The following is a 21,544-nucleotide window of genomic DNA, read 5'->3' as shown; positions in this document are numbered from 1 at the left end:
GATTCCGCATGACCGTCGTGGCGGAACAGCCCACCGACCGGCCGTCGAAAGTCCGGAAAGGACGGTGGATCGACCACTGGGAGCCGGAGCGCCCCGAGTTCTGGGCGGGCGGCGGGCGACGGATCGCCTGGCGCAACCTGGGCTTCTCGGTGCTGGCCGAGCACCTGGGCTTCAACGTGTGGATCCTGATGAGCATCGTCGTGGTCAGCCTCGGCGACGTCGGCATCTCGTTCGGCGTCGGCCAGACCTTCTGGCTGCTCATCCTGCCCAACCTGGTCGGCGCGGCGCTGCGGGTGCCCTACACGTTCGCCATCCCCCGGTTCGGCGGGCGGGCGTGGACCACGACCAGCGCCTCGCTGCTGCTGATCCCGTGCGCGATGCTGCTCATCGCGGTGACCACGCAGGCGCCGTACTGGTTCTTCCTGCTCACCGCGGCGGCGATGGGCTTCGGCGGCGGCAACTTCTCGTCGTCGATGGCCAACATCTCGTTCTTCTTCCCGGAGGGCAAGAAGGGCCTGGCGCTGGGACTGAACGCGGCCGGCGGCAACCTCGGCGTGGCGGTGACCCAGCTGTTCGTGCCGATCGTGATCAGCACGAGCACCGGGGTGAATCTGGCCTACGCGGCGCTGATGTGGATGCCGGTGATCGTGCTGTCGGCGGCGTGCTCGTGGCTGTTCATGGACAGCCTCACCCAGGCCAAGCCGGACGGGACGTCCTACCGACTGGCCATGCGCAACAAGCACACCTGGGTGATGTCGTTGCTCTACATCGGAACGTTCGGCTCGTTCATCGGCTTCTCGTTCGCCTTCCCGTCACTGATCAAGATCAGCTTCGTCGGGTTCCAGAGCTTCGTGGGGCTGGCCTTCCTCGGCGCGCTGATCGGCTCGGTGAGCCGGCCGTTCGGCGGCTGGCTGGCCGACCGGGTGGGCGGCGCGCGGATCACCCTGCTGAACTTCCTCGGCATGGCGGCCGGCACGGTCGGGGTGCTGGTGAGCGTGGCGCGGCACGACTTCGCGCTGTTCTTCGGCTCGTTCGTGCTGCTGTTCGTGCTCACCGGGATCGGCAACGGCTCGACGTACCGGATGATCCCGATGATCTTCGCGGCGGAGGGGCGCCGGATGGCGGCGGAGCCAGGTGCCGACGCCGAGACCGCGATGGCCTCGGCCAAGCGGCAGGCCGCCGCGGTGGTCGGGGTCGCCGGCGCCGTCGGGGCCTTCGGCGGCGTGCTGGTGAACCTGGTGTTCAAGTTCTCCCTCGAGGGCACGGACCGGAGCCTGACCTCCGCGCTGGTGGCGATCCTGGCGTTCTACGCGGTCTGCGTGGTGACCACCTGGTGGTTCTACCTGCGCCGCAGCTTCGCCGTAAAGCGTGCGCCCAGCCTGGCCCACGCCGGCGTCTGAGGCGCACCGAGCGGCGGGCGGGGCGCGGAGCCGTTCGTAACACCGGCGCAACGCGGCAGCAGCAGCGCGGACACGAGCACTGGCGAGTATGACGGCACGAGTGGCGGAAGGTGTGTCGATGAGTCGAACGTTGGTGGTCGTCGGGCACGGGATGGTGGGCCACCGCCTGGTGGAGGCCGTCCGGGCCGAGGACACCGGGGGGACGTGGCGGGTGGTCGTGCTCGCCGAGGAGGCCCGCCCCGCCTACGACCGCGTCGCCCTTTCCTCCTATGTGGACAGCTGGGACGCGGCGAGCCTGGTCCTGCCGAACGCGGACTACGTCGGTGACGACGCCGTGGAGCTGCGGCTCGGCGACCCGGTGACCGCGGTGGACACCGACCGGAAGGTGGTCACCACGGCGAGCGGGCACCGGCAGCCCTACGACGCGCTGGTGCTGGCCACCGGCTCCCGCCCGTTCGTGCCGCCGGTGCCGGGGCACGACCTGCCCGGGTGCTTCGTCTACCGGACCATCGAGGACCTCGACGGCATCCGGGCCGCCGCGGAGCACGCGGCGGCGGTGCGCGGCCGGGCGGCCGGGATGGTGGTCGGCGGCGGCCTGCTCGGCCTGGAGGCGGCCAAGGCGCTGCGCGACCTCGGCCTGTCGCCGCACGTCGTGGAGCTGGCGCCGCGGTTGCTGCCGCTGCAGGTCGACGAGGGCGGCGGCAGCCTGCTGCGCCGGCTGGTCTCCGCGCTCGACGTCACCGTGCACACCGGCACCGGGACCGAGCGGATCGACCGGGACGGGGAGCGGCTGCTCGCCCGGCTGGGCAACGGCACCGAGCTGGACGTCGACCTCGTGGTGTTCTCCGCCGGGGTCCGCCCGCGTGACGAGCTGGCCCGCGCCGCCGGGCTCGCCGTGGCCGAGCGTGGCGGGGTGCTGGTCGACGACGCGTGCCGCGCCAGCGCGCCGGACGTCTACGCGGTCGGCGAGTGCGCCGCGGTGGAGGGCCGCTGCTACGGCCTCATCGCGCCGGGTTACGCGATGGCCGAGGTGGTCGCGGCGCGGCTGCTCGACCGGCCCGCCACCTTCCCGGGTGCCGATATGTCGACAAAGCTCAAGCTGCTCGGCGTGGACGTGGCCAGCTTCGGCGACGCGCACGGCACCACCGAGGGCGCGCTTGAGGTGGTGGTCAACGACGCGGTGGCCGGCACGTACAAGAAGCTCGTGGTGTCCGACAACGCGCGGACGTTGCTCGGCGGGGTGCTGGTCGGCGACGCGAGCGACTACAACCTGCTGCGCCCGCTGGTCGGCCGGACGCTGCCGGGCGAGCCCGGCGCCATCCTCGCCCCGGCCGGCGGTGCCGACAGTGCCGGCGGTGGGGTCGGCGTGGAGGCCCTGCCCGACGACGCGCAGATCTGCTCCTGCAACGCGGTGACCAAGGGCGCCATCACCGGCGCGGTCCGCGACGAGGGCTGCGACTCGGTGCCGGCGCTGAAGTCCTGCACCGGCGCCGGCACCGGCTGCGGGTCCTGCGTGCCGATGCTGGGAAAGCTGCTCGACCTGTGCGGGGTGGAGCAGTCCACCGCGGTCTGCGAGCACTTCCCGCGGTCCCGCGCCGAGCTGTTCGAGATCGTCCGGGCCACCCGGATCTCCACGTTCAGCGAGCTGATCGCGCGGTACGGCAGCGGATCCGGGTGCGCGGTGTGCAAGCCGGCGGTGGCCTCGATCCTGGCCACCCTGGGCAACGGGCACATCCTCGACGGCGAGCAGGCCACCCTGCAGGACACCAACGACCGGTTCCTCGCCAACCTGCAGCGCAACGGCACGTACTCGGTGGTGCCGCGGATCCCCGGCGGCGAGATCACCCCGGACAAGCTGATGGTGATCGCCCAGGTGGCCAAGGACTTCGGGTTGTACACCAAGATCACCGGCGGGCAGCGGATCGACCTGTTCGGCGCCACCGTCGACCAGCTCCCGCGGATCTGGCGCCGGCTGGTGGACGCCGGCATGGAGTCCGGTCACGCCTACGGCAAGGCGTTGCGCACGGTGAAGTCGTGCGTCGGCTCCACGTGGTGCCGGTACGGCGTGCAGGACTCGGTCGGCCTGGCGATCGAGCTCGAGCTGCGCTACCGCGGGCTGCGCTCCCCACACAAGATCAAGGCCGGGGTGTCCGGCTGCGCCCGCGAGTGCGCGGAGGCCCGCGGCAAGGACTTCGGGGTGATCGCCACCGAGAAGGGCTGGAACCTCTACGTCGGCGGCAACGGCGGCGCGATGCCCCGGCACGCCCAGCTCCTGGTGTCCGATGTGGACAAGGAGACGCTGGTCCGGACGATCGACCGGTTCCTGATGTTCTACGTGCGTACGGCCGACCGGCTGCAGCGCACCGCGCCGTGGATCGAGGAGCTGGACGGCGGGCTGGACCACCTGCGCGCGGTGATCGTGGACGACAGCCTCGGCATCTGCGCCGACCTGGACGAGGCGATGGCCCGGCACGTGGCCGGCTACACCGACGAGTGGCGGGGCGTGCTGGAGGACCCGGACAAGCTGACGCGGTTCGCGTCGTTCGTGAACGCGCCCGGCACGCCCGACCCGACGATCTCCTTCCGGGTGGAGCGGGAGCAGAAGGTACCGGTGACCCTGGGAATGCCGGAGGTGGTGCGGCGATGACGGCGGTGGCGGAGCACGCGGCGCGGCGCTCGTGGGTGCCGGTGTGCGCGGTGTCGGACCTGGTGACCGGCGGTGGGGTGGCGGCGCTGCTGCCGGACGACGCGCAGGCCGCGGTGTTCCGGACCGTGGCCGGCGAGGTGTTCGCGCTGTCCAACGTGGACCCGTTCTGCGGCGCGGCGGTGCTGTCGAGGGGGATCCTCGGCGACACCGGCGGCGTGGAGTTCGTCGCCTCGCCGATGCTCAAGCAGCGGTTCGACCTGCGCACCGGCGAGTGCCTCGACGCCGAAGGGGTGCGGGTGCCGGCGTACCCGGTGCGGGTGGTCGGGGACGTCGTGCAGGTGGGCGTGCCGTGACCCTGCCGCTGGCGGGCTACTCGATCGGGATCACCGCCGCGCGCCGGGCCGACGAGCTCGGCGCGCTGTTCGTGCGCAAGGGCGCGACCGTGCGGTACGGGCCGGCCATCCGGATCGTGCCGCTGGCCGACGACACCGAGCTGCACGCGGCGACCCGGCGGCTGCTGGCCGAGCCGGTCGACGCGGTGGTCGCGACCACCGGGATCGGTTTTCGCGGCTGGATGGAGGCCGCCGAGGGTTGGGGCGTCGGCGAGGAGCTGCGGGCCCGGCTGCGCGCGGCGGCGGTGCTGGCCCGCGGGCCCAAGGCCAAGGGCGCGGTGCGGGCGGCGGGCCTGTCCGAGGCGTACTCACCGGCGTCGGAGAGCAACGCCGAGGTGCTGCGACATTTGCTCGACGGGGGTGTGCGTGGCCGGACCATCGCGGTGCAGCAGCACGGCGAGCCGCTGCCGCAGTTCGCCGACACGCTGCGCGCGGCCGGCGCCGAGGTGGTCGAGGTGCCGGTGTACCGGTGGGTGCGGCCCGCCGACCCGGGGCCGTTGGACCGGCTGATCGACGCGGTGCTCGACGGCCTCGTCGACGCGATGCCGTTCACCAGCGCGCCGGCCGCGGCGAGCATGTTCGCCATGGCCGCGCGCACCGGTCGGGAGGCGGCACTGGTCGACGCGCTCCGCAGCCGGGTGGCGGTGGCCTGCGTCGGGCCGATCACCGCGGGCCCGCTGGCCGCGCGGGACATCCCGACGCTGCGGCCCGAGCGGGCCAGGATCGGCGCGCTGGCCCGGACGGTGGCGCAGGCGCTCGCCAACCGGTCACCCCGGCTGCGGGTGGCCGGGCGGGAGCTCGAGCTGCGCGGCCAGGCGGTGGTGGTCGCCGGGGAGCTGCGCGAGGTGCCGCCGGCGCCGATGGCGGTGCTGCGGGCGCTGGCCGAGCGGCCGGGGCGGGTGGTGTCCCGGCGCGAGCTGACCGCGGTGCTGCCCGGCGGCGGTGAGGAGCACGCGGTGGAGACGGCGGTCGGGCGGCTGCGCGCGGCGCTGGGGGACGCGCGGATGGTGCGGACGGTGGTCAAGCGCGGGTACCGACTGGCGGTGAGCGGGTCGTGATGCGGGCGACGGTGGTGCTGGCCGCGCACGGGACGCGGGACCCGGCCGGCGCGGAGGCGGTGCGGCGACTGGCCGCGGCGGTGCGCCGGGCCGGGGTGCCGGTGCGAGTGGCCTTCGCCGACGTGCGGCAGCCGGACGTGACCACGGTGTTGCGGGGACTGGGTGGGTCCGCCGTGGTGGTGCCGGCGTTCCTCGCCGCCGGGTACCACGTGCGCACCGACATTCCCCAGCAGGTGGCGGCGAGTGGCCATCCGGACGTCGTGGTGACCGAGGCCTTCGGCCCGGCGCCCGAGCTGGTCGACGTGCTGCGCCGGCGGCTGGTGGCGGCCGGCCTGCGGCGCGGTGACGCGGTGGTGCTCGCCGCGGCGGGGTCCAGCGACCCGCGCGCGCGCTGTCCGATGTGGACGTCGTGGCGCGGGCGCTGGCCGGGCGGCTCGGCGCGCCCGTGCGGGTGGGCTACGCCGCGACCGCCCGGCCGTCGATCGCCGAGGCCGTCGCGTCGGCACGGGTCGCCGGTGGCCGGGTGGCGGTGGCGTCGTGGCTGCTGGCGCCGGGGCTGTTCCAGCACCGGCTGGCCGCCACGGCAGCGGACGTGGTCGCGGAACCGTTGTGCGGCGGCGATGTTCCGGCCGAGGTGGTGGGCCTGGTGCTGCGCCGCTACTCGGCGGCGGCCACCTCGCTGGCCTCGTAGGAGTCGACCATCAGCTTCCAGTAGACCATCGTCAGGCCCATGCTGACCGCGGTCGCCCCGGCCGCCGGCAGGGCGCGGCGCCGGCGGGCGGCGATGAGCGCGGCGAGCAGCGCCATGCTGGAGGCCGCGTTGACGGCCATCGCGGTGTCCCGGGGGCGCTCGACGATCCACCGCTCCTCGCCGAGCATGGCCCGGGTGGCCCACGCGGAGTCATCGGCCGGCTTGGGGAAGACGACGGCGTTGGCGACCATCCACAGCGCGACCGGCGCCGCGTGCCGCCACCGTCGGGTCCACACCGGAACCAGGGTCAGCGGAGCGGACAGCCAGCGGGTCCACGCGCTCCACGGATTGCTGTGCCGAGCGAAGACACTGCGGCGCAGGGTGGCGAGTGTGCTGCTCATGACTCTGCCGCCTGGTCGCGCCGGCGCTTGAGCTCGTGCCAGCGCTCGATGATCGCGGGCATCTCCCGCATGACGTGCGCGTGGAAGTCGCGCATGTCGGCAAGCCGCCGGTGGGCCGGGCTGTCCGGTGCGGCCGCCGCGATGCCGCGCTCGGCGGTCTCCTGCATCATTCGTACGGCCGCGTTCCGCGACGACATGAGCGTCGGCCAGCCGTCGTCCGGGAACCGGTAGTGCTCCCGGCGGCTGCCGGGCATCGGCACCCTCTCGATCAGCCCGGTGGGGGTGAGCATCTTGATCGCTCCCGACACCGAGCCCGGGCTGGCGCCGAGCTGCTCGGCGATCTCCCCGGCCGTGATCGTCTCCTGGTCGGTGAACAGCAGCACCGCGAGGACCCGCGCCGTCATCCGCTGCATCCCGTAGCGGGTGAGCGTCAGGGCCAGGTCCTCCGCGGCCTCGCGGGTGTCTCCCACCTCGTCCTCCTCGGTCTTAACGAAATCCTATCACTTCCGAGATTTCGCAAAGTTCCGAATATTGAGTATGGTGCGGCCATGACCAAGGTGATCGAGCTGGACCGGCTGAGCAAGAAGTACGGCCGGCGGCGGGGACTCGTCGGGCTGACCCTCGACATCGAGCGGGGTGAGGTGTTCGGCTTCCTGGGCCCGAACGGCGCGGGCAAGTCGACCACGCTCCGGCTGCTGCTGGACCTGATCCGCCCCACCGGGGGCCGGGCCATGGTGCTCGGCCGGGACCCGCGGACCGCGGGGCCGGCGCCGCGCCGTCGGGTCGGCTACCTGCCGGGGGACTTCGTGGTGGACGGCCGGCAGCGGGTGGACGAGTGCCTGACCTTCCTGGCCAACCTGCGTGGCGGGGTGGCGCGGGCGCGGATCGTGGAGCTGGCCGAGCGGCTGGACCTCGAGCTCGACGCGCGGATCGGGAGCCTGTCCAAGGGCAACCGACAGAAGGTCGGGCTGGTGCAGGCGTTCGCGCACCAGCCGGAGCTGCTGATCCTCGACGAGCCGACGTCCGGGCTCGACCCGCTGGTGCAGCAGGAGTTCCTGGCGATGGTGCGTGAGGCGCGAGCGGCCGGACAGACGGTGTTCATGTCCTCGCACATCATGAGCGAGGTGGAGCGGGTGGCCGACCGGGTCGGGATCATCCGCGAGGGCGGCTGGTCGCGCTGGACACGGTGGCCGGCTTGCGTGAGCGGGCGGTGCGGAAAGTGCGGGTCACCTTCGCCGCGCCGGTGGTGGCCGAGCCGTTCGTCTCGGTGCCCGGAGTGGACGACGTGGCGGTGGAGGGGCGGACGCTGCGTTGCCGCGTGGTGGGCAGTCCGGACGCGCTGCTCAAGGCGGTCGCCCGGCACACCGTGGTCGACCTGCTCAGCGAGGAACCCGACCTGGAAGAGCTCTTCCTGACCTACTACGAAGGACACAACTGTGTTGTTGCGTAACGTCTACACCAAGTCGCTGTGGGACGGCCGCCGGGCGCTGGCCGGGTGGACCGTCGGGACCACCGCCGTGGCCGCGGCCTACGCGGCCTTCTACCCGCAGCTCGCCGGCGGCGGCGCGATGGCCGAGATGGTGGCGGGCTTCTCGCCCGCGATGCGGGAGGCGTTCCGGATGCAGGACATCTCGTCGGCCGCCGGCTACCTCGGCTCGAGCGTGTTCGGGCTGATCGTGCCGTTGCTGATGATCTGCTACGGCGCGGCGACCGGCGCGCGGGCGGTGGCCGGCGACGAGGAGTCCGGGTACCTGGACGTACTGCTCACCCACCCGGTGAGCCGCGCCCGGTTCTTCCTGGAGCGGTTCGCGGCGCTGGCCGCCGGGGCGGTCGCGATCGGCGCGGTGCTGTGGCTGGCCCTGCTCGGGATCCGCGGCGCCGCCGAGCTGGAGTCGGTGAGCGTGGCGCAGTTCGCCGGGCAGTGCCTGAACACGGCGATGCTGGGTGTCGTGTTCGGCGCGCTGGCACTGGCCGTCGGTGCCGCGTTCGGCGGCCGGACGCTGGCGCTCGGGGTGACCGCCGGGGTCGGCGTGGCGGCGTACGTGGCGAACACCTTCGCCGGGCAGCTGGGCGTGGACTGGCTGCGGTACCTGTCGCCGCTGCACTACTACATCGGCGGCGAGCCGCTGCGCCACGGCGTCCAGTGGGCCGACGCCGGCGTGCTGGCCCTCCTCGCCGCGGCGCTCGTCGCCGCCGGCACGTGGACCTTCACCACCCGCGACCTCCGCACCTGACCCGCCTGGGCCGGGGGGCCGGCCCCCCGGCCCAGGCCCAGTGTGTCCGCCCGCTGTGCACACGTGTCCGCCCGCTGTGCACACGTGTCCGCGCGCTGTGCACGCGTGTCCGCCCTCCACGTCGCCGTGTTTGTTCCCGACGTCGGCCAGTTCCACGTCCAGGACGATGAGTTCTACGTTCGGGGCGGCGAGTTTACCCTGGCCCGCGGCTGGAGTCGGGCAAGCGCGCGCAGCACGACACCGACATCCGTGCCCATCTCGCGTACTGCGCCCACGGCCGCCACCGACATCGCCTGCGTGCTCCGCGAGAGCGAGCCGGCCGAGCCCGGGTACACCCTCCGCCGGCGGCCGGCCCCCGCACTGGCGTTCCACGAGGACCTCGCGTTGCGGCTGCTGATTGTCGCCACGACCACCGTGCCCGAGCTGCTGCGCACCGAGTACTACGCCACCGCGCTGCTCGCCGCCGAGGGGCGCGACCCCGACGCCGTCACCCCGTTGCTCAACCGGCAACGGCTGCTCCGCCGCCGCGACGGCCCCGCGCTCGACGTCCTCCTCCACGAACCGCTCCTGCGTGCCGCGCCGACGGACCGCGACCAGCTCGCGCACCTGCTCGCGCTCGCCGCCCGGCCGCGGGTGTCGATCCGGGTGATCCCCATGGCGACAGCACGGGGCGCGGCGGGGTTCACCGTCTTCCAGTTCGCGGAGCACGAGCCGCTGGTGTACGCCGACGCGGCCGGCGTCGGGGTGTTCGTCGAGGACCCCGACGCCGTCACGCGGCACCGCCGGCACTTCACCCGGCTCGCCGATCAGGCGCTGAGCGCGGAGGACTTCCCGGCAACTGCTGGCTGGGCTCATTTCCACGTGACCGACCCCAAGCCGAGGCCACGGGCCGCGGCCACCCGCTCGGCCTCCTCGGACACCGCCGCGCGCACCGCTGGCGACAGCGGCCACAGTGGACTCACCGTGAGCGCCAGCCGGTGCCCCGACACCTTCGCCCGCCACGTCCCGGCGATCTCGCCGCCCGCGAGCAGCGCGCCCGGGTTGCCGAGGATCTTCCACACCTCCTTGTGGTGCGCCCTGTCCGGCACCAACACCGCCCGGTCCCGCGCCTGCAACAACGGATCCCACGGCGGCAGCAACCGCACCGCGGCGGGCTCCGGCGGGCTCGTCAACCGGTCCGCGTCCTCGGCCGGCAGGAACGCCCGCCGGCCGTCCACCCGCACCTCGACCAGGTCGTCCGGCCACAGCGACCGCTCCACCACCTTCCCCGTCGTCCCGACGAAACCGGCCGTGTCCGCCGCCGTGGCCGGGCCGTGCAGGGCGAGGTAGTGCCGCACGATCCGGGTGGCCCCCGCGAGGTCCGGCGACGCGGGCACCCCGGGCACGCCGTCGAGCGGCATCAGGGTCGCGGGTGACGCGCCGGCCACCAGCCCCACCCCCGCCGGCAGCGCGCTCAGTCGCATCAACTGCTCGTGCACGTGCGTCACCCCGCACGGCCGGCACCACCGCACGAGCCCCTCCGGCAGTCGCGGGCTGATCGCCCCGCTCACCGCGCCCTTGGTCATCGGCGCGGTGGCCACCTCCCGGATCGCGCCCGCGGTCACCCGGATCGCCTCGGTCACCGGCATCCCGGCCTGCTCCACGTCCCGCCGCCGCCACGCCATCCGGGCCCGTGCGTCGGCGTCGTCCAGCGGCAGGAGGGCGGCCGCGAGCCCGGGCAGCTCCGCCGACCGGTGGAAGTGCGGGGCGCCCCGGTGCGTCCAGGCGAGGGTGAACCGAGAGTCGCCCACAAGGGACGCCGAAGCGCGCGACCGGGCGACCAGCGCGAGCAGCGCCGTGTCCCGCGTGCTGTCCTGCACGCCCAGGTCGAACACCCGCAGGGCCGCCGGATCGGACGCGGTGCGCAGCAGGCCCTGCGTGGCCACCCGGTAGGCCATCACCTGCTGGCGGTCGACCTCGAGCACCCGGCGCTCCTCTCAGGACAGTGCGTAGTCGAACGTGTACGCCATCGTCTCGGAGCTCCCGGCGATCGTGCCGGTGCCGGTGAGCCCGGCGAGCTCTCCGGTGCCCGAGCCGGGCACCACCCGCCACGTGCCCTCGACGCCGTCCGGGCCGTAGCCCACGTCGTGCCGGATCACGAAGCTCCCCCTGCGCCCGTCGACGCCGCCCTCGATCCGCTCGAACCCGGGCGAGGTCTGCCCGGCGCCGACGTAGCCCTCGCCGGCGTAGTACATCAGGTAGTCGCACACGCCGGTGCCCTCGATGACGCCCGTGTACTCGAACGTCGCGGAGGCGTGGGCGAACCGCGGCCCGTCCTCCGGCCCGCTCACGACGTTCTCGGTCCAGCTCTTCATGGTGAAGGTGTTCTCGCTCATGGCCCCACTCTCGCCGCCATACCTGTCAGGTCATGTCAGGTTTTTCGCGGCATACTGGATCCGTGCGCGCGAGCAGGCTGCTGTCGGTGCTGTTGCTGCTGCAGAATCGCGGCCGGATGACGGCCGAGGAGCTCGCGGCCGAGCTCGAGGTGTCCGTGCGCACCGTCTACCGGGACATCGAGGCGCTCTCGGCCGCCGGCGTCCCGGTGTACGCCGACCGCGGCCGGGCCGGCGGGTACCAGCTGGTCGCCGGCTACCGCACCCGGCTCACCGGGCTGACCGAGGAGGAGGCCCGCTCGCTGTCCCTGGCCGGGCTGCCCGCCGCCGCGGCCGAGCTGGGCCTGGGCACGGTGCTCGCCGCCGCGCAGCTGAAGCTGCACGCCGCGCTGCCGGCCGAGCTGCGCGGCAGGGCCGGGCAGATCGCCGAGCGGTTCCACGTCGACGTGCCCGGCTGGCACCGCGACATCGAGCACCTCCCGCACCTGGCCACCGTCGCCGAGGCCGTGTGGCGGGCGCGCCGGGTCGCGGTGCGCTACGCCCGATGGGACGGTAGTGAGGTGCGGCGCATGTTGGAGCCACTGGGCCTGGTGCTCAAGAGCGGCGCCTGGTACCTCGCCGCCCGGCGCGAGGGGCGGGTCCGGACCTACCGGGTCTCCCGCGTCCGGGAGCTGACCGTGCTCGACGAGGAGTTCACCCGGCCGGAGGACTTCGATCTCGCGGCGTACTGGCGGGAGTGGTCCGAGCAGTTCGAACGCCGGCTCTACCCGCGCGCCGCGGTCGTCCGGCTGTCCCCGCTCGGACGCGACCTCGTACCGTTCTACCTGGGCTCGGTGGGGGCGCGGGCACTGCGCGCGGCCGGGCGGGAGCCGGACGACGACGGGTGGCTGCGCGTGGAACTACCGGTGGAGCGAGGCCGGCCGGCGCTGGGCCAGCTGCTGCACTTCGGCCCGGAGCTGGAGGTGCTGGAGCCTGCCGAGCTGCGCGCGGAGGTGGCCGAGGCGGCACGACGGATGGCGGCGACGTATGGGTGAGCTGAGCGGCGCCACGATCGGCGTCACGGCCGAGCGCAGGGCGGAGGAGTTCATCGACGCGCTGCGCCGGCACGGGGCGACCGTGCGGCACGCACCGACCCTGCGGATCGTGCCGCTGGCCGGCGACGAGCGGTTGCGCGCGGCCACCGAGGAGGTGCTGGCCGCGCCGGTGGACCTGGTGGCGGTCACGACGGGTGCCGGGTTCCGCGGCTGGCTGACCGCCGCCGGCGGCTGGGGGCTGGGGGCCTCGCTGGTCGACTGCCTGAGCGCGGCGCGGCTGTTCGTCCGGGGGCCGAAGGCGATGGGCGCGGTGCGCGGGCACGGGCTGCGCGAGGAGTGGTCGGCGCCGGGGGAGAGCAACGCCGAGCTGTTCGACCGGTTGCGTGCCGAGGACCTGGACGGCCGGCGCGTGGTGGTGCAGCTGCACGGCACGCCGCTGCCCGAGCACACCGGGGCGCTGGCCCGGCGCGGGGCGCGGGTGCTGGAGGTGCAGCCGTACCGGTGGCAGTGGCCGGACGACCTGGGGCCGGCGCGGTCGCTGGTGTCCGACGTGATCGCCGGCGGGGTGGACGCGCTGGCGTTCACCAGCGCGCCGGCGGCGGCGAACCTGCTCACACTGGCCCGCGAGGCCGGCCGGTTCGACGAGTTCGTCGCGGCGCTGGGTCGGGTCCTGTGCGCCTGCGTCGGGCCGGTCACCGCCGCGCCGCTGGCCGAGGTCGGGGTGCGCACGGTGCAGCCGGAGCGGCAGCGGCTCGGGGCACTGGTGAAGTTGCTGGTGGCCGAGCTGCGCCGATAGCCAGCCGGAGCAGGGCGACGCCCCGAGCCCCTGGTGAGGGATGCCCGGGGCGGGTGCCGGTGTTCGTCCTCAGCCGAACTGGCCGGGTCGGTAGTCGCCGGCGGGCTGCCGGACGACGACGTTCACGCGGTTGAAGGCGTTGATGAGGGCGATGAGCGACACCAGGGCGCCGAGTTGGTCCTCGTCGTAGTGCTTGGCGGCGTTCGCCCAGGCGTCGTCCGTGACCCCACCGGCCGCGTCGGCGATCCGGGTGGCCTGCTCCGTCAGCTCCAGCGCGGCGCGCTCGGCGTCGGTGAACACCGTGGCCTCCCGCCAGGCGGCGACCAGGTTGAGGCGTACCGAGCTCTCCCCGGCCTGCGCGGCGTCCTTGGTGTGCATGTCGGTGCAGAAGCCGCAGCCGTTGATCTGGCTGGCGCGGATCTTCACCAGCTCCTGGGTCGCGGCCGGCAGCGCCGAGTCCGATACCACCTTGCTCGCCGAGACGAGGTGCTTAAGGGCCTTGGCCGTGACCGGGTTGTCGAAGAGGTTCAAGCGAGCGTCCACAGTGCACTCCTTGCCGTTGTCGTCGGTTACACCTCTCTGACGGAACGGCTCGGCACGATGTGACAGGGGCGGATGTGACGTGCTTCACCAGCCCCCGTCCGGCCCGCGGGCTAGTCGGCGGTCGGCAGCTGGCCGGTGTCGCCCCGGCGGACCGACTCCCTGCCGGTGTCCTCCTCGCTGACGCCACGGCGCCAGTAGCCGGTGAACGTGATGCGGCGCTTGTCGATGCCGCGCTCGCGGACGAGGTGGCGCCGGACGAGCTTGACCATGCCGGCCTCGCCGGAGACCCAGGCGTACGGGGTGCCGCCCGGCAGGGTGGCGTTCCGGACGGCCGCCAACAGCCGCCGGCCCGGCGCGTCCGTGTTCCGGTGGACCCAGGTGACGTGCGCGGAGCCGGCGGTGGGCAGCGGCTGCTCGTCGGCGGGGCCGGCGACCTCGACGATCACCCGGACGTGGGTGCCGGCGTCGAGGTGCTCCAGGATCGCGGCGATGGCCGGGAGCGCGGTCTCGTCGCCGACGAGGAGCTGCCAGTCGGTGCCGTCCGGGACGGCGTAGAGGCCGTGCGGCCCGAGGAGGGCGACCTCGTCACCGGGTCGCGCCCTGGTCGCCCAGGTGGAGCCGGGGCCGCCGTCGGCGTGGACGACGAAGTCGACGTCCAGCTCACCGGAGGCCGGGCGCAGGGCGCGGACGGTGTAGGTGCGCATGGGCGGGCGGACGTGGTCCGGCATCGCGAGATAGGTGCGGTACCAGGAGAGGGTCTCGCCGTCGGGTGGCGGCGGCAGCTCAGGGCGGGGCTGGCCGGCGCGCGGGAAGAACAGCTTGACGTACTGGTCGGGCGCGCCGGACGGGATCGAGCGCAGGTCGTCGCCGGCGAAGCCGACGCGCAGCATGTGCGGCGTGAGCTGGCGGACGTGGCTGACCCGCATCGTGCGGTACTCCATGATCGGACCTTCCCCAGTGCGGATTGCTTAGGGAAGGCTAACCTGAGTTAGACCGCCACCGATAGGTGCGGAGGTTCACCTTCTTGCCGTCGGCCAGCACCCCCTCGGCGCGCAGCAGCTCCAGCTGCCGGCGGGCCAGGTGCGGGGCCGGGGTCCCGTTCGCCCGCAGGATCCGGTGCCACGGGAGGTCGAGCCCGTCCTCGGACAGGACGCGCCCCACCAACCGCGGCGTCGACGCACCGGCGAGGGCGGCGATGTCGCCGTAGGTGGCCACCTTCCCGGGCGGTACGGCGGCCACCAGCTCCCGCACCCGCTCGTGCAGCTCCTCGTTCATGTCCCTACTCTGCCCGGTTCGCGGGTCGTTCGGAGCACGGGTGCAGGGTCACCTGGGCGGGTGATATTCCTCCTGGTGGGATGGGCGTGCCGGTGCTCGGGTTGTCGCCGGCGCGTGGTTCCATCCGGGTGTGAGCACCGCCCGGCTCGTTCGCCCTGCGCCGCCCCCGCCGGAGGAGCGGGAGTGGGACGAGGCCGCGCACCACCTGCTCGACGGCCCCGCGGGGTTCACCCGCGTGCTGGGCGGCCCGGGCACCGGCAAGACCACCCTGCTCGCCGACACCGCCACGCAGCGCATCCGCGCGGCCAGCGCGGACCACGTCCTGGTGCTCACCGCGTCCCGGAAGGCGGCCGACGCGTTCCGGGCGCGGATCACCCACCAACTCACGAAAGGCGACCAGCCCGGCCACACCGTCCGGGAGCCGATCGTCCGCACGGTCCACTCCTACGCCTTCGCGGTGCTGCGGCTGCAGGCCCAGGCGCACGAGCTGCCGCCTCCCCGGCTGCTGTCCGGCCCCGAGCAGGACGTCGTGGTCCGCGAGCTGCTCGCCGGCGACCTCGAGGACGGCGCCCCCGACTGGCCGGAGCGCCTCCGCCCCGCCCTGCTGGTCCCCGGCTTCGCCGAGGAGCTACGCGACCTGCTGCTCCGCGCCGCCGAGCGCGGCCTCGGCCCCGAGGACCTCGTCAAGCTCGGCCGCGACCATGCCCGCGACGAGTGGGTCTCCGCCGGCATCTTCTGGCGCCAGTACGAGGAGGTCACCCTCCTACAGGGCGCCGGAGGCAACGCCCTCGGCCTGCCCGGCCCACCCGCCCTCGACGCCGCCGAGCTGGTCGCCTCCGCGCTGGTGGCCCTGGAGTCCGACCCCGACCTCCTCGCCCGCGAGCAGGCCCGGATCCGGCACCTCCTGGTCGACGACGCCCAGCACCTCGACCCCCTCCAGTACCGCCTGGTCCGCCGGCTCGGCAGCGGCGCCGCCGACCTCGTCCTCGCCGGCGACCCCGACCAGGCGATCTTCTCCTTCCGCGGCGCCGACCCCCGGCTGCTCGCCGACGCCGACCCCGACGCCACCCGCACCATCACGCTGACCCGCGCCCACCGCCTCGCCCCGGCCGTGCACACCGCGGTCGGCCGGCTCGCCGGCCACCTCACCGGCCTCGCCCGGCACCGGGAGACCACCCCCACCCGCGACACCGGGGGCCGGGTCCGCACCCGCCTGCTGCCCACCCCGGCCGCCGAGGCCTCGTGGATCGCCGACCAGCTCCGCCGTGCCCACCTCATCGACGAGATCCCCTGGTCGGAGATGGCCGTCCTGGTCCGCTCCCCGGCCCGCTCGTTCCCCGTCCTGCAACGCGCGCTGCGCGCCGCCGGCGTCCCGATCGCCACCGCCGACGACGAGCTGCCGCTGGCCCGCCAACCCGGCGTCCGCCCGCTGCTCGCCGTCCTGCGCGTCGCCGCCGACCCCGACCTGCTCGACGCCGACCTCGCCGAGTCGCTGCTCAGCTCGCCGCTCGGTGGCGCCGACCCGCTGGCCCTGCGGCGGCTCCGCCGCGGCCTGCGCCGGCTCGAGCTGGCCGCCGGCGGGGAGCGCTCCAGCGACGACCTCCTGGTCGAGGCCCTCCGCCATGGCGACGTCCTGGCCGGGCTCGCCGAGGCGGAGGCCGCCCCGGTCCGCAGGGTCGGCGCGCTCATCGCCCGCGCCAGGGCCGGCATCCGTCGCGGCGCCGGCGTGGAGCAGGTGCTGTGGGAGCTCTGGCAGGGCAGCGGCCTGGAGCCCCGGTGGACCCGGCTCGCCGCCCGCGGCGGCTCGCTCGGCGCGCAGGCCGACCGCGACCTCGACGCCGTGGTCGCGCTCTTCCACGCCGCGGGCCGCTATGTCGACCGGTTGCCAAGGGCCAGCGTCGCCGGGTTCGCCGACTACCTCGCCGCGCAGCAGATCGCCGGCGACACCCTCGCCCCCACCGCCGCCCGCGCCGACGGCGTCGCGCTGCTCACCGCGCACGCCGCCGCCGGTCGCGAGTGGACGGTGGTGGCGGTCGCCGGCGTGCAGGAGGGCAGCTGGCCGGACCTGCGGCTGCGTGGCTCGCTGCTCGGCGTGGAGCGGCTGGTCGACCTGCTCGCCGGGGTCGCCGGCAGTGACTCGGCCGGGGTGTCGATGACGGCACCGCTGCTGGCCGAGGAGCGCCGCCTCTTCTACGTCGCCGCCAGCCGGACCCGGCGCGTCCTGCTGGTCAGCGCGGTGCAGGGCGAGGACGAGCAGCCGTCCCGGTTCCTGTCCGAGCACCGGGTCGATGAGTCCGAAGAGGACACGAAACCCCGGGTGCGGCGCGCCGAGCGTTCGCTGGTCCTGTCCGAGCTGGTCGGTGAGCTGCGCACGGTGGTCTGCGACGGCACCGCCGACGCGGCCCGTCGCCGGCTCGCCGCCCGGCAGCTCGCCAAGCTCGCCGACGCCGGCGTGCCCGGCGCCCACCCGGACTCCTGGTACGGACTCGCCGAGGTCTCCACCGACGAGCCGCTCCACCGGCCGGACGACACCATCGCCGTCTCTCCATCTACAGTGGACACACTGGCCAAGTGCCCGCTGCGCTGGTTGCTGGAACGGCACGGCGGCAGTGACCCCGCCCAGCTCGCCGCGGTCACCGGCACGCTCGTGCACGCGCTCGCCCAGGCCGCCGCCAGCGGCGCCGACGACGCCCAGCTCCAGGCCGCGCTCGACGAGGCGTGGAGCAGGGTCGACGCCGGCGCGCCGTGGTTCTCCCGGCGGGAGCGCCGCCGGGTGGAGCAGATGGTGCGGAACTTCCTGGCGTGGCTGCGGACCAGCCGCGGCCAGCTCACCCAGCTCGCCGTCGAGCGGGACATGGAGGTGCCGCTGCCCACCGCCGAGGGCGAGCCGGAGGTGACCCTGCGCGGCCGGGTCGACCGGCTGGAGGTCGACGCCGAGGGCCGGCCGGTGGTCGTGGACATCAAGACCAGCAAGAGCGCGATCAGCGCCGCCGACGCCGAGCAGCACCCGCAGTTGGCCACCTACCAGCTCGCCGCGCTGCTCGGCGCGTTCGCCGAGACCGGCCGCGAGCCCGGCGGGGCGAAGCTGGTCTACGTCGCGAAGGCCCACCATCGCAGCGGCGCCGCCGAGCGGGAGCAACTCGCGCTCGACGCCGACGGTGGCGAGCACTGGCTCGACCTGGTGCGCCGCGCCGCCCTGTCCACCACCGGGCCCCGCTACACCGCACGGGAGAACCCCGACTGCGAGCGCTGCCCCGGCCGCTTCGCCTGCCCGCTGCGCCCCGAGGGTCGGCAGGTGACCGGGCCGTGAGCACCATGACCGCCTTCGTGCGCCCGGCCGAGCTGGCCGACGCGCTCGGCCTGCCGCCGCCCACCCCCGAGCAGGCCGCGGTGATCGCCGCCCCGCCCGAGCCCGCGCTCGTCGTGGCCGGCGCCGGCGCCGGCAAGACCGAGACCATGGCGGCCCGGGTGGTCTGGCTGGTCGCCAACCGGCTGGTGCACCCGGACCGCGTGCTCGGCCTCACCTTCACCCGCAAGGCCGCCCGCCAGCTCGCCGAGCGGGTGCGCGCCCGGCTGCGCCGGCTCGCCGGCTCGACCCTGCTCGACCGCGTCGACCCCGCCGGCGAGCTGCGCGCCGCGATCATCGCCGGGGAGCCGACCGTGCTCACCTACCACGCTTACGCCGGCCGGCTGCTCGCCGAGCACGGGCTGCGGTTGCCGGTGCCGCCCGGCGTGCGGCTGCTGTCGGAGACCGCGTCCTGGCAGCTCGCCCACCGCGTGGTCGCCACCTGGGACTCCGACCTCGACACCGACCGGGTCCCCGCCTCGGTCACCGCGCAGCTGCTGGCGCTGGCCGGCGAGCTGGGCGAGCACCTGGTCGAGCCCGAGGCCCTGCGCGCCCACACCGAGCGGCTGTGCGCGGTGATCGAGAACGCGCCGCGGGCCAAGGGACAGCGTGCCGCGCCGCCGGTGGCGCTCACCGACGTCGTCGCCGCGCAGCGGTTCCGGCTGCAGCTCCTGCCGCTGGTCGAGGGCTACCGGCAGCGCAAGCGGGCCGAGGGCGCGCTCGACTTCGCCGACCAGATGTCGCTCGCCGCGGCACTGGCCGAGGAGCATCCCGAGGTCGCCGCGGGGGAGCGGGCCCGGTTCGGCGCGGTGCTGCTCGACGAGTACCAGGACACCGGGCACGCCCAGCGGGTGCTGCTGCGCGCGCTGTTCGGCGGCACCGGGCGCGACCCGCTGCCGGTGACCGCGGTGGGCGATCCCGCGCAGGCCATCTACGGCTGGCGCGGCGCCAGCGCGGCCAACCTGCCCCGGTTCACCACCGACTTCCCCCGCCGGGACGGCGACCGGCTGGTGCCGGCGCGCCGCTACGGCCTGCTCACCAGCTTCCGCAACCCGCCGGAGGTGCTCGCCCTCGCCAACGGGATCGCCGAGCCGTTGCGGGCCGGCGGGCTCGGCGTCGACCGGCTGCGGGCGCGGGACGGGGCCGGCCCCGCGAACATCCGCTGCGCGCTGCTGCCCGACGTGCGGGCCGAGCGGGAGTGGCTGGCCGACGCGCTGGCCGGGGTGTGGTTCGCCGAGCGGGCCGACACCGGCGCCCCGCCCACCGCCGCCGTGCTGGTGCGCCGGCGGGCGGACATGGCGCCGATCGCCGCGGCGCTGCGTGAGCGCGGCCTCCCGGTGGAGGTCGTCGGGCTCGGCGGGCTGCTGGACGAGCCCGAGGTGGCCGACCTGGTGTGCACGCTACGGGTGCTGGCCGACCCGCTGGCCGGCACCGCGGCCGCCCGGCTGCTCACCGGCGCCCGGTGGCGGCTGGCCGCCGCGGACCTCGCCGCGTTGTGGCGGCGGGCGACCGAGCTGGCCGGCCCATCCCGCCGGCAGGCCGACTCGACGGTGCCGGCCGAGCGGGCCGAGCAGACCGGGCTGGTCGACGCGCTCGACGACCCCGGGGATCCCGCGCGGTACTCGGCCGAGGGCTACGCGCGGATTCGCCGGCTCGGCGCCGAGCTGGCCGCGCTGCGCCGGCGGCTGGACCAGTCGCTGCCCGAGCTGGTCGCCGACGTGGAGCGCACGATGCTGCTCGACGTCGAGGCGATGGCCCGGCCGGACGGCGCGGGCCGGGTGCACCTGGACGCCTTCGCCGACGTGGTCACCGAGTACGCGGAGAGCGCCCCCACCGCCACCCTGCTGTCCTTTTTGGACTACCTGGCCACCGCGGAGCACGCCGAGGACGGGCTGCCTCCCGGCGAGGTGGACGTGGTCGCCGACCGGGTGCAGGTGCTCACCGTGCACTCCGCGAAAGGGCTGGAGTGGCGGGTGGTGGCCGTGCCGCACCTGGTGGCGGACACCTTCCCGGCCAAGCGGCGGTCGTCGTCGTGGCTGAAGACCGTGCCCGAGCTGCCGGCCGAGCTGCGCGGCGACGCCGAGGACCTTCCCGAGCTGCGGTTGACCGGTGGCGAGGACCGCAAGGAGGTGCTCGCGGCGCTGGAGGAGCACGAGCGCGCCTTCGCCGAGCGGCAGGCGAACGAGGAGCGCCGGCTCTGTTACGTCTCGCTGACCCGCGCCGAGCACTGCCTGCTGACCTCGGGACACTGGTGGAACGAGACCAGCGCGCGGCCGAAGGGCCCTTCGGAGTTCCTCCGCGAGATCGCCGCGCTGACCGAGGCATCCGAAATGAACTCCCGGCCCGCCGGTGTGGTGGAGCACTGGGCGCCCGAGCCCGAGCCGGACAGCCGCAACCCGCTGCTCACCGAGCTGCGCGAGGCGCCGTGGCCGGCCGACCCGCTCGGCCGCCGCCGGCCCGCCGTGGTGGAGGGCGCCGAGCTCGTACTGTCCGCACTGGCCACTGTGGACGACGAGCCGGACCCCGACCCCGCCGACGACCCGGACGGCTGGATCGTCGACACCGACGTGCTGCTCGCCGAGCGGGCGCGCGCCGCGGGCGAAACCGAGCGGGTGTCGCTGCCCGGCCAGCTCTCGGTGAGCCAACTGGTCGACCTCGCCGACGACCCCGAGGCGCTGGCCCGCCGGCTGCGCCGCCCGCTGCCGATGGCGCCGAGCACCTTCGCCCGGCGCGGTACCGCGTTCCACGGCTGGTTGGAACGCCGGTTCGGCGCGGAGCGGCTGTTCGAGATCGACGACCTGCCCGGCGCGGCCGACACCGGCGCCGCCCCGGACGACGACCTGACCGAGCTGCAGGAGGCGTTCGAGGCGAGCGAATGGGCGCTGCGCACGCCCCACGAGGTGGAGGTGCCGTTCTCCACCGATGTCGACGGGATCACCGTGCGTGGCCGGATGGACGCCGTGTTCGCCGACACCGACGGCGGCTGGACCGTGGTGGACTGGAAGACCGGCGCGCTGCCCGACGACGACCGGCTGCCCGCGCTGTCGGTGCAGCTCGCCGCGTACCGGCTGGCGTGGGCGGCGCTGACCGGGGCGCCACTGGACAAGGTGCGCGCCGCGTTCCACTACGTGCGCGCCGACCGCACGGTGCGGCCGGTGGACCTGCTCGACGCCGACGGGCTCCGCGCGCTGATCCGCCGGGTGCCCCAGGAGTGAGTGGCGCCGGCGGCGAGCGGCTACCATCCGCGTCCGTGAGCGATGGAGACCATGGACCCAAGGTGAGCCGGCGGGTGCTCAAGAAGATCCGCCGGTTCTCGCTCACCGACCCGCTGGCCGACCAGCCCGACCACGCGCTC

The 21,544-nt window shown here is 74.7% G+C and carries 18 protein-coding genes and 2 pseudogenes; 13 read left to right on the top strand and 7 right to left on the bottom strand.

Translation table 11 applies throughout. The features are described from left to right. The first annotated feature begins 8 nt into the window (after positions 1-8). From BM051_RS15910 to BM051_RS29920, 6 genes and pseudogenes are all read left to right on the top strand, one after another. The gene (locus BM051_RS15910; RefSeq protein ID WP_092530955.1) at positions 9-1,400 is read left to right on the top strand and encodes an MFS transporter; all 1,392 of its coding nucleotides are present in this window, start codon (positions 9-11) and stop codon (positions 1,398-1,400) included. A 118-nt stretch (positions 1,401-1,518) separates the two neighbouring features. Beyond that, positions 1,519-4,047 carry a nitrite reductase large subunit NirB gene (gene nirB / locus BM051_RS15905; RefSeq protein WP_092530954.1) on the top strand — a complete coding sequence of 843 codons (2,529 nt, stop codon included), beginning with the start codon at positions 1,519-1,521 and terminating at the stop codon, positions 4,045-4,047. Next, positions 4,044-4,400: a nitrite reductase small subunit NirD gene (gene nirD, locus BM051_RS15900; RefSeq protein ID WP_092530953.1), complete on the top strand. Its 357-nt coding sequence runs from the start codon at positions 4,044-4,046 to the stop codon at positions 4,398-4,400. Before nirB ends, nirD begins: the two co-directional genes overlap by 4 nt. Then, on the top strand, positions 4,397-5,497 hold the full coding sequence (locus tag BM051_RS15895; protein ID WP_243859566.1) for a uroporphyrinogen-III synthase: 1,101 nt from the start codon (positions 4,397-4,399) through the stop codon (positions 5,495-5,497). The genes nirD and BM051_RS15895 overlap by 4 nt, the downstream gene beginning before the upstream one ends. After that, a pseudogene (locus BM051_RS29925) lies at positions 5,497-5,748 on the top strand (sirohydrochlorin chelatase); the annotation flags it as partial. The gene BM051_RS15895 and the pseudogene BM051_RS29925, both read left to right, overlap by 1 nt. Positions 5,749-5,897: 149 nt before the next feature. After that, entirely contained in the window at positions 5,898-6,188 is a 291-nt protein-coding gene (locus BM051_RS29920) for a hypothetical protein (protein WP_243859603.1), read from the top strand. On the opposite strand, the gene BM051_RS15885 is transcribed toward BM051_RS29920, so the two are convergent. After that, a complete protein-coding gene (locus BM051_RS15885; protein WP_243859565.1) occupies positions 6,155-6,589 on the bottom strand; it encodes a DUF6653 family protein in 435 nt (144 codons plus the stop codon). The genes BM051_RS29920 and BM051_RS15885 overlap by 34 nt on opposite strands. After that, positions 6,586-7,059: a GbsR/MarR family transcriptional regulator gene (locus tag BM051_RS15880; protein ID WP_243859564.1), complete on the bottom strand. Its 474-nt coding sequence runs from the start codon at positions 7,057-7,059 to the stop codon at positions 6,586-6,588. Before BM051_RS15880 ends, BM051_RS15885 begins: the two co-directional genes overlap by 4 nt. A gap of 78 nt (positions 7,060-7,137) precedes the next feature. On the opposite strand from BM051_RS15880, the gene BM051_RS15875 reads away from it, so the two are divergent. From BM051_RS15875 to BM051_RS30665, 3 genes and pseudogenes are all read left to right on the top strand, one after another. After that, the gene (locus BM051_RS15875) at positions 7,138-8,004 is read left to right on the top strand and encodes an ABC transporter ATP-binding protein (RefSeq protein WP_243859563.1); all 867 of its coding nucleotides are present in this window, start codon (positions 7,138-7,140) and stop codon (positions 8,002-8,004) included. A 21-nt stretch (positions 8,005-8,025) separates the two neighbouring features. Further along, positions 8,026-8,823, top strand: coding sequence for an ABC transporter permease subunit (locus BM051_RS15870; protein WP_208325959.1), 798 nt, complete (start codon positions 8,026-8,028; stop codon positions 8,821-8,823). 42 nt (positions 8,824-8,865) lie between these two features. Then, a pseudogene (locus BM051_RS30665) lies at positions 8,866-9,639 on the top strand (Scr1 family TA system antitoxin-like transcriptional regulator); the annotation flags it as partial. A 35-nt stretch (positions 9,640-9,674) separates the two neighbouring features. Here BM051_RS30665 and BM051_RS15865 read toward each other — a convergent pair. Together BM051_RS15865 and BM051_RS15860 are read right to left on the bottom strand one after the other, a co-directional pair. Next, positions 9,675-10,787: a winged helix DNA-binding domain-containing protein gene (locus tag BM051_RS15865; RefSeq protein ID WP_092530952.1), complete on the bottom strand. Its 1,113-nt coding sequence runs from the start codon at positions 10,785-10,787 to the stop codon at positions 9,675-9,677. Between the two features lie 12 nt (positions 10,788-10,799). Further along, on the bottom strand, positions 10,800-11,198 hold the full coding sequence (locus BM051_RS15860) for a DUF3224 domain-containing protein (protein ID WP_092530951.1): 399 nt from the start codon (positions 11,196-11,198) through the stop codon (positions 10,800-10,802). A gap of 62 nt (positions 11,199-11,260) precedes the next feature. On the opposite strand from BM051_RS15860, the gene BM051_RS15855 reads away from it, so the two are divergent. Both BM051_RS15855 and BM051_RS15850 read left to right on the top strand, forming a co-directional pair. Then, positions 11,261-12,229, top strand: coding sequence for a helix-turn-helix transcriptional regulator (locus BM051_RS15855; protein WP_092530950.1), 969 nt, complete (start codon positions 11,261-11,263; stop codon positions 12,227-12,229). Continuing rightward, positions 12,222-13,025 (top strand): uroporphyrinogen-III synthase, encoded by an 804-nt coding sequence (locus BM051_RS15850; protein ID WP_092530949.1) that lies wholly within the window; start codon positions 12,222-12,224, stop codon positions 13,023-13,025. The genes BM051_RS15855 and BM051_RS15850 overlap by 8 nt, the downstream gene beginning before the upstream one ends. A gap of 69 nt (positions 13,026-13,094) precedes the next feature. Here the strand turns inward: BM051_RS15850 and BM051_RS15845 are convergent, their stop codons facing one another. The 3 genes from BM051_RS15845 to BM051_RS15835 form a co-directional block, all read right to left on the bottom strand. After that, positions 13,095-13,568 carry a carboxymuconolactone decarboxylase family protein gene (locus BM051_RS15845; protein WP_092530948.1) on the bottom strand — a complete coding sequence of 158 codons (474 nt, stop codon included), beginning with the start codon at positions 13,566-13,568 and terminating at the stop codon, positions 13,095-13,097. Between the two features lie 110 nt (positions 13,569-13,678). Further along, positions 13,679-14,509 (bottom strand): siderophore-interacting protein, encoded by an 831-nt coding sequence (locus tag BM051_RS15840; RefSeq protein ID WP_092530947.1) that lies wholly within the window; start codon positions 14,507-14,509, stop codon positions 13,679-13,681. 37 nt (positions 14,510-14,546) lie between these two features. Further along, positions 14,547-14,843 (bottom strand): MGMT family protein, encoded by a 297-nt coding sequence (locus tag BM051_RS15835; protein ID WP_092530946.1) that lies wholly within the window; start codon positions 14,841-14,843, stop codon positions 14,547-14,549. A gap of 130 nt (positions 14,844-14,973) precedes the next feature. Here BM051_RS15835 and BM051_RS15830 point away from each other — a divergent pair, with 130 nt between their 5' ends. Continuing rightward, the gene (locus BM051_RS15830) at positions 14,974-18,153 is read left to right on the top strand and encodes an ATP-dependent helicase (RefSeq protein WP_092530945.1); all 3,180 of its coding nucleotides are present in this window, start codon (positions 14,974-14,976) and stop codon (positions 18,151-18,153) included. Between the two features lie 5 nt (positions 18,154-18,158). After that, positions 18,159-21,404: an ATP-dependent helicase gene (locus BM051_RS15825; RefSeq protein WP_092531233.1), complete on the top strand. Its 3,246-nt coding sequence runs from the start codon at positions 18,159-18,161 to the stop codon at positions 21,402-21,404. Positions 21,405-21,544: the final 140 nt, after the last annotated feature.

It is taken from the genome of Amycolatopsis arida (assembly GCF_900115565.1).
Taxonomy (GTDB): domain Bacteria; phylum Actinomycetota; class Actinomycetes; order Mycobacteriales; family Pseudonocardiaceae; genus Yuhushiella; species Yuhushiella arida.
Note: the sequence above shows the minus strand (reverse complement) of the source record. Positions and strands in the feature narration are given on the sequence as shown.